Origin of the sequence: Jiangella anatolica (genome assembly GCF_003236295.1) — a bacterium.
In the GTDB taxonomy this organism is placed as follows: Bacteria; Actinomycetota; Actinomycetes; order Jiangellales; family Jiangellaceae; genus Jiangella; species Jiangella anatolica.
Window position 1 is genome coordinate 22,456 of the sequence record NZ_POTW01000093.1, and the last position, 6,361, is coordinate 28,816.

A 6,361-nucleotide genomic window follows, 5' to 3' on the forward strand; every position below is an offset into this window, starting at 1 on the left:
AGCGATGCGAGGTCAGTACGACAACGGTGTGAGACCGCTGTGGCCCCGACGACAGCGATGCCGCAGCGTTCTCGTAGCGATCCCACACCATCCCTGCCGCGCTGTCCCGGCGGTGCTCACCGGCACACGTCCATCTCTTCGGCCGGAGGCGCCGTCGATCGCGGCGACGATGGCGGTGACCTCGGCCGCGCCACGCACGACCTCGTCCCCGGAGCGCGCGCCGACATCGTCCTGCTCGACGCCGAGAACGTCCAGGACGCGCTGGTCCGCTGCCCGCCGCGCGCCCTCGTCATCGCCGGCGGAGAGGTCGTCCACGCCGGCTGGCCGGTGGAAGATCGCGGCGCTCCCGGACGTTGGCCGCAGGTGTGAAGATCGGCGAGGCGTCCAGGGTCAGCGGCGTGAGTGCGCGATCGCTGCGGCACTACGAGGATGAAGGCCTGATCGTCCCCGGTCGTTTCGGCAACGGATTCCGCGACTACTGCCAGTCCACTCTCGACCGGGTGCTCGTCATCCGCTCGCTGCTGGAGTCCGGGCTGCCCGTGCGGTTGATCAGGGAAGTCCTGCCCGGCCTCGCTGACGGATCCGATGCCGGCGCCGACGTGGCGTGCACGGAGTTCCTGCACGAGGTGCAGAGCTATCGCGATCGACTCGCTCTTCGCATCGCCGTTCTCAGCGATCAGCAGGCGGCACTCGACGCCTACCTGCAGGCGGCCCGCCGTACTGATCTCTGAGCACCGCTTGACCTTGACGCAAGTGTCAGACTCCTACGTTCGGCGCATGGAGATCGACGAGCAGCAGCACGCCATGCGGGCACTGGTCCAGCGGTCGCACCGGGGACCGAAGGATCTAACCCTCGCGACCGATCACCGCCGCCCGGCCGCCGGACCCGGCGAGTACCTGATCCGCGTCGGCGCCGCCGGCGTCAACTTCGCCGATGTCATGCAGACCCATGGAACGTACGGCGCAGGCCCGCAGGCGCCCTATGTGGCAGGCTTCGAGGCCGCCGGTGAGATCATGGGCGTCGGCCCGGATGTCGACAGCCCGCTGCGGCTCGGCACCCACGTCGTCGGAACCGGCCCGGGCGCCTTCGCGCAATACATGACGATGCCGGCCGCAGGCGTACGTCCCGTGCCGTCCGGCTGGAGCGACGCCGAAGCTCTCGGCCTGGTCCTGAACTGGGGCACCGCCCTGGCGGCGCTCACGTCGCTGGGCGGGATCCAGACGGGTGAGGTGGTGCTCATTCATGCCGCGGCCGGCGGCGTGGGGCAGGCCGCTGTCCGCCTTGCCCGCCACTATGGTGCGCGTGTGATCGCGACAGCATCACCAGCCAAGCACGACGCAGTCGAAGCGCTCGGCGCCGACGAGGTCCTGGACAGCCGACGCCCCGACCTGGCTGAGGTGATCACGCGCCTGACGGGCGGAGTCGATCTGGTCCTGGAATCGGTCGGCCAGGCCACGTTCAGGGTGAGCCTGTCGGTGACCAAACCCTTCACCGGACGTGTTGTCGTGCTCGGTGCCGCTTCCGGCGATGCCACTCTGACCACGCACGATCTGGTGTTCACCCACCGGGTCCAGGTCAAGGGTCTGCACATCGGGGCGCTGGCGCTCGCGGCCCCGTCCCTCTACCAGTCGTTGCTGGTCGAGCTCGAGGCGCTCATCGCCGACGGCGTGTACCCGCCCGGCACCCCCCATGTCCATCCGCTGGCCGAGGGACCAACAGTGCTGCAGCGACTCGAGGCGGGCCGGACCCATGGCAAGCTCGCCCTCGATCCCTGGCGCTAGGAACGCCTGGACGTCCTGCCTCATCCAGCTGGGCCCGACGGCGCTGTTCGAGCCGTTCCTGCTCGTCGAGCGTGGCGTGCTCAGCGCCCACGACGTCGTCCTCGGCGCCGTCGGTGGCGTGCATCAGCTCGCCGTCCTCGTGGGTCATGTCGACGAGCTCTCCCGGTCCTCCAGGCCGACCGCCTTGCGCAGCTCGGAGATGTCCTCGTCCAGCTCCGACGAGTGCCGGGTCGACGAGGCCATGAGGAACGACGGGGCCCACACCACCACGAGCAACACGCAGAAGGCGAAGAACCAGGCCTGGGAGAACCGGGACGCGCGATCGGCGAACCGGTCGAACCAGCCCAGCCCCGGTCGCACATCCGACGGCATGTGCGGACGGGCAGAACCACTGGTCACGGCCATGCCACGTCCGTACCCGGCGGCGACGTACGCATGACCTGGCCCCGCGCGCACCGTGTCGGGCGTGGCCTCGCTGGGTACCGGTACAGCCGTGAACGGGGTGGCGGCAGAGGCGGCGCGAGCCGGCGTCGAGCACATGGTGTTCGGATCGCTGTCGATCGCCTTCGACGCGACGGTGTTGCGGCCCCGGCCGTGGACGGTCCACCAGGCCCGGTGGGCCGCCGAGTTGATCCGCGCCGCCCCGCCCGGGCCGGTCCTGGAACTGTGCGCCGGCGCCGGGCAGATCGGGCTGCTCGCCGTCGCCGGCAGCGACCGCCACCTGGTCCAGGTCGACGCCGACCCCGCGGCCTGCCGCTTCGCCGGCGTCAACGCCGCGCGGTCGGGCCGCTCCCGCCGCGGCCGCGTCGAGGTGCGCCGGGCCGGCGTCGATGACGCGTTGCGGCCCGGCGAGCGGTTCGCGCTGATCCTCGCCGACCCGCCCTGGGTGCCCTCCGACGCCGTCGGCCGGTTCCCCGACGATCCGGTGCACGCCATCGACGGCGGCCCCGACGGCCTCGACGTCATGCGGCGCTGTCTGACGGTGATCGGCCGCCACCTCGCGCCGGGCGGGTCCGCCGTCGTCCAGCTGGGGACGCCGCGCCAGGCGCTGACCGTCGGCGCGGACTCAGGGCCGCTGCGGCTGCAGGCGCTGCGCTCCTACCGGCCGCGCGGCGTGCTCGCGTTGCTGGGTGGTCGCGATGGCTGACCGCGACGCACTGCTGCTGCCGGCGCTCCGGGAGCAGCTGGCCCTGCGACAGGCCGCGCTGGACGGCGGCGCGACGCGGGTCGGCTGGAAGCTCGGGCTGGGCGATCGGGAGCGGATCGGGCCCGGCCCGGTCGTCGGGCACCTGACGTCGCGGACCGTGCTCACGGCCGGGTCGGGGTGCTCCGTCGCGGCCTACGCCGTGCCGCGCGCCGACGCGGAAGTGGCGGTCCGCTTCACCCGGCCGGTCGACCCGGACGGCGGACCCGACGAGGTGCGGGCGGCGGCCGGCGCGTTCACGACGGCGCTGGAGCTGTGCGACCTCGGCGGCGTCGACGATCCGGCGGCCATCGTCACGGCGAACCTCTTCCACCGCGCGGTCGCGTTCGGCGCGTGGACCCCCGGGTTCCCGCGGCCCGCGGCGCGCGTCGCCGTGACCGTCGACGGCCTGGTGCTCGCCCAGGGCTGTGTCCACCGCGATCTCGACCGGCTGCTGCTGCGGGCGGCCTGGCTGCTGGACGCCGTCGACGAGCGCATCGACGCCGGCGACATCGTCATCACCGGATCGGTCGTCCAGGTCGCGGTGCGGGACGGTCACCGGGTGGGCGCGCACATCGACGGGTGCGGCGCCGTCAGCCTCGACCTCGGCTGACGACCGGCGGGTGTCGCTCGCCGCGGACCGGGTACGGGATCGTCACCACCGAAAGACGGGGAGGTCGCCATGCCTGGCAAGTCGGCGAACGTGAAGAACGAGAAGCAGTACGAGGCCCTGAAGGACAAGGGCATGTCGAAGGAGCGGGCGGCGCGCATCGCCAACTCCCCCGGCGCCTCGAAGCGCGGCGGGAAGCAGAGCGGCTCCGGCGGCAACAGCTCGCAGGGCGGCACGACCGCGCAGAAGAAGGAGGCCGGCCGCAAGGGCGGCAAGGCAGCCAGCAAGAAGAGCTGAGCCGGACGCGACCGCGTGACGGGTCCGGCCCGCGAGGCCGGGCCCGCACGGCGTCCGGCGGCCGCCGTCTTCGTGCTGACGGCGGTCCTGTCGGCGACCTGGGCCACCCGGATCCCGGCGATCCGTGACGGACTCGGCCTGTCGGTCGTGGAGCTCGCCGCCACCGCCGCGTGCCTGGAGGGCGGCCGTCGCGGGACTGCCGGTCGGCGCCGTCGTGGTCGCCCGGCTGGGCAGCCGCCGCGCGACGACGATCGCGTTCGCCGTGTTCGCGGCCGCGCTGGTCGCCGCCGGCGCCGCCGGGACACTCGCCGTGCTGCTCGCCGCCGTCGCCGTGTTCGCGCTGGCCAACAGGTGCTCGACGTCGCGATGAACGTCCAGGGCGTCGAGATCGAGCGGCGGTGCTCGCGGTCGGTGCTCCCCCGCCTGCACGCCTGGGGCTCGCTCGGCCTGGTCGCCGGCGGGGTCGCCGGGACGCTGGCGGCGACCGCCGTGACCGTTCCGGTGCACTTCGCCGCCGTGGCGGGCGCCGGCCTGGTGCTCGCCGCGCTGGCCGCGCGCCGCTTCGTCCGCGAGCAGACGGTGCCGGCACGCCGAGCGCTGGCCCGTCCCGGCCGCGGCCTGGCCGTCCTCGGGCTGATCGCGTTCTGCGCCTTCCTGATCGACGGGACCGCCTACCAGTGGAGCGCCGCCCAGCTGAGCACCGACAAGGACGCCGGGCCGGCGCTCGCCGCCGCCGGCTTCACCGTCTTCGCCCTCGGGCTCGCCGCCGGCCGGCTCGCGGCCGGCCGGCTGCTGGATCGGCACGGCCCGCGCCGGACGGTGCAGGCGGCCGGGCTGGTGTGGTCGCCGGGACCGTCGTCGCCGCGGTGCCGACGTCGGCCGCGGTCAGCCTGACCGGCTGGGGCGTCGTCGGCCTGGGCGCGGCAGCGCTGGCACCGGTCGTGCTCGGCGCGGCGCCGGACGCGGGCCGGGTCCCCGCACCCGTGGCGATCGCCGCCGTCACCACCGTCGGGTACCTCGGCTCGTTCAGCGGCCCGCTCGTCGTCGGGCCGGTCGCGGACGCCACCAGCCTCTCCGTCGCCATGGGGGTGGTCGCCCTGGCCGGACTCGCCGTCGTCGCGCTGGCCCGCGGCACGACGGCGTTCCGGCCGTGAGCCGTCAGCCCTCCTCGTTGCCGGACGCGTCGATGGCCCAGAACGTGCTGGCCGTGCCGTCGGCCTCGGTCTCGCGGTAGGCGAAGCGCAGGTCGTGCCGGTCGAACGACTCGAACCACTGCTCCCAGGAGAGTCCGTCGCCGCCCGGGTCGCCGGGCAGCGCCAGGCCGAGCGTGCCGGGTGGCGCCACCGTCGTGCCGTCCGCGTTGCCGATCGGCGTCGCGTCCCGCGACTCGGCCCAGCGGCGGATCACCTCGTGGTCCCTGGTGATGAGGGTCTGACCAGCATGGTCGGCCGACGTGCCGGGCTCGGTGACGGCCTTGTGGGTCGGATCGGTCATGTCGCGCTCCCTTCCCCCTGATCGGGCCGTACCCACGAGCCGCCGGTCGAACACCGGCGACGTGTGCGCCCTGCCCCGGCCGGGTAGTGGCCGTCCATGGCCGACTCCCCCAGCCCGCGGATCCGGGTGGCGACCCTCAACGTGTGGGGACGCCACGGCGACTGGACGGCGCGGCGGGCGGTGCTGCGCGACGGGTTCGCCCGCCTGGCGCCCGACCTCGTCGCGCTCCAGGAGACCGTCGTCACCGACGACTACGACCAGGCAGCGGACCTCTTCGGCCCCGAGTACACCGTCGTCCACCACGGCACCCGCACCGCCGAGGGCGTCGGCTGCACCATCGTCAGCCGCTGGCAGCCCGGCCGTGTCGACCAGACCGACCTCTGGGTGACCGACCGCGTCGACCCGTCGGATTTCGTCGGCCAGTGCGCGGCGGTCGAGGTGGCGACGCCGCTCGGGCCGCTGCTGTTCGCCAACCACAAGCCCAGTTGGCGGGTGGAGCTGGAACACGAGCGCGAGCTGCAGGCCGTCCGCGGCGCCGCGTTCGTCGATCACGTCGCCGGCGGCCGTCGCCTGCCGGTCGTCGTCGCCGGCGACATGGACGCCCGGCCGGAGTCGGCGAGCATGCGGTTCTGGACCGGCCGGCAGTCGCTCGGCGGGGCCGGCGTCGCCTACCAGGACGCCTGGGAGTTCAGCCATCCCGGCGATCCCGGCCTCACGTTCACGCCCGCCAACCCGCTGGTCGGGCCGGACTGGCGCGGCATCTCCGGCCGCCGGATCGACTACGTCCTGCTGCGTTGCCTCGACCGGTCGCCGCCGCTCACCGTCGACTCGTGCCGGCGCCTCTTCGACGAACCCGTCGACGGCACCTGGGCCAGCGACCACTTCGGCGTCGTCTGCGACCTGACCACGCCGGCGAGCCGGATGACAGTGGGATGACAGGCGGGGCGGGCACCGTGGGGGCATGACGCTGCGAGCAGAGCTGGGCCGGGTGGAGC

The 6,361-nt window shown here is 73.8% G+C and carries 12 protein-coding genes; 10 read left to right on the forward strand and 2 right to left on the reverse strand.

Going from position 1 to position 6,361, the window contains the following annotated elements; genetic code table 11:
* Positions 1 to 39 precede the first annotated feature (39 nt).
* The 3 genes from C1I92_RS34630 to C1I92_RS26840 are packed head-to-tail and all read left to right on the forward strand — an operon-like array spanning position 40 to position 1,782.
* Entirely contained in the window at positions 40 to 369 is a 330-nt protein-coding gene (locus C1I92_RS34630) for a hypothetical protein (protein WP_199521631.1), read from the forward strand.
* Entirely contained in the window at positions 366 to 731 is a 366-nt protein-coding gene (locus C1I92_RS26835) for a MerR family transcriptional regulator (protein WP_111257695.1), read from the forward strand. Before C1I92_RS34630 ends, C1I92_RS26835 begins: the two co-directional genes overlap by 4 nt.
* Before the next feature lie 46 nt (positions 732 to 777).
* Entirely contained in the window at positions 778 to 1,782 is a 1,005-nt protein-coding gene (locus tag C1I92_RS26840) for an NADPH:quinone oxidoreductase family protein (protein ID WP_111257696.1), read from the forward strand.
* 144 nt (positions 1,783 to 1,926) lie between these two features.
* Here the strand turns inward: C1I92_RS26840 and C1I92_RS26845 are convergent, their stop codons facing one another.
* Positions 1,927 to 2,154, reverse strand: coding sequence for a hypothetical protein (locus tag C1I92_RS26845; protein ID WP_111257697.1), 228 nt, complete (start codon positions 2,152 to 2,154; stop codon positions 1,927 to 1,929).
* 94 nt (positions 2,155 to 2,248) lie between these two features.
* On the opposite strand from C1I92_RS26845, the gene C1I92_RS26850 reads away from it, so the two are divergent.
* The 6 genes from C1I92_RS26850 to C1I92_RS26870 all read left to right on the forward strand — a co-directional run bounded on the left by C1I92_RS26850 (position 2,249) and on the right by C1I92_RS26870 (position 5,026).
* Positions 2,249 to 2,929 carry a class I SAM-dependent methyltransferase gene (locus tag C1I92_RS26850; RefSeq protein WP_199521633.1) on the forward strand — a complete coding sequence of 227 codons (681 nt, stop codon included), beginning with the start codon at positions 2,249 to 2,251 and terminating at the stop codon, positions 2,927 to 2,929.
* A complete protein-coding gene (locus tag C1I92_RS26855) occupies positions 2,922 to 3,578 on the forward strand; it encodes a fumarylacetoacetate hydrolase family protein (protein WP_146605300.1) in 657 nt (218 codons plus the stop codon). Before C1I92_RS26850 ends, C1I92_RS26855 begins: the two co-directional genes overlap by 8 nt.
* 69 nt (positions 3,579 to 3,647) lie before the next feature.
* Positions 3,648 to 3,872 carry a DUF7218 family protein gene (locus C1I92_RS26860; RefSeq protein WP_111257700.1) on the forward strand — a complete coding sequence of 75 codons (225 nt, stop codon included), beginning with the start codon at positions 3,648 to 3,650 and terminating at the stop codon, positions 3,870 to 3,872.
* Between the two features lie 124 nt (positions 3,873 to 3,996).
* Positions 3,997 to 4,242, forward strand: coding sequence for a hypothetical protein (locus tag C1I92_RS33520; protein WP_146605301.1), 246 nt, complete (start codon positions 3,997 to 3,999; stop codon positions 4,240 to 4,242).
* Positions 4,224 to 4,766: an MFS transporter gene (locus C1I92_RS26865; protein WP_111257701.1), complete on the forward strand. Its 543-nt coding sequence runs from the start codon at positions 4,224 to 4,226 to the stop codon at positions 4,764 to 4,766. The genes C1I92_RS33520 and C1I92_RS26865 overlap by 19 nt, the downstream gene beginning before the upstream one ends.
* Positions 4,739 to 5,026: an MFS transporter gene (locus C1I92_RS26870; protein WP_146605302.1), complete on the forward strand. Its 288-nt coding sequence runs from the start codon at positions 4,739 to 4,741 to the stop codon at positions 5,024 to 5,026. The genes C1I92_RS26865 and C1I92_RS26870 overlap by 28 nt, the downstream gene beginning before the upstream one ends.
* A 4-nt stretch (positions 5,027 to 5,030) precedes the next feature.
* Here the strand turns inward: C1I92_RS26870 and C1I92_RS26875 are convergent, their stop codons facing one another.
* Complete coding sequence (locus C1I92_RS26875; RefSeq protein ID WP_111257703.1) at positions 5,031 to 5,366, reverse strand: hypothetical protein; 336 nt, start codon at positions 5,364 to 5,366, stop codon at positions 5,031 to 5,033.
* Positions 5,367 to 5,462: 96 nt separating this feature from the next.
* Here C1I92_RS26875 and C1I92_RS26880 point away from each other — a divergent pair, with 96 nt between their 5' ends.
* Entirely contained in the window at positions 5,463 to 6,302 is an 840-nt protein-coding gene (locus tag C1I92_RS26880) for an endonuclease/exonuclease/phosphatase family protein (RefSeq protein ID WP_111257704.1), read from the forward strand.
* Positions 6,303 to 6,361 lie beyond the last annotated feature (59 nt).

What these genes read in the sequence shown, in the direction of transcription:
- C1I92_RS26855 (WP_146605300.1), top strand. Translation starts at nt 2,922, where the DNA reads ATGGCTGACCGCGACGCACTGCTGCTGCCGGCGCTCCGGGAGCAGCTG.
- C1I92_RS26875 (WP_111257703.1), bottom strand. Translation starts at nt 5,366, where the DNA reads ATGACCGATCCGACCCACAAGGCCGTCACCGAGCCCGGCACGTCGGCC.
- C1I92_RS26860 (WP_111257700.1), top strand. Translation starts at nt 3,648, where the DNA reads ATGCCTGGCAAGTCGGCGAACGTGAAGAACGAGAAGCAGTACGAGGCC.
- C1I92_RS26880 (WP_111257704.1), top strand. Translation starts at nt 5,463, where the DNA reads ATGGCCGACTCCCCCAGCCCGCGGATCCGGGTGGCGACCCTCAACGTG.
- C1I92_RS26840 (WP_111257696.1), top strand. Translation starts at nt 778, where the DNA reads ATGGAGATCGACGAGCAGCAGCACGCCATGCGGGCACTGGTCCAGCGG.
- C1I92_RS26845 (WP_111257697.1), bottom strand. Translation starts at nt 2,154, where the DNA reads ATGCCGTCGGATGTGCGACCGGGGCTGGGCTGGTTCGACCGGTTCGCC.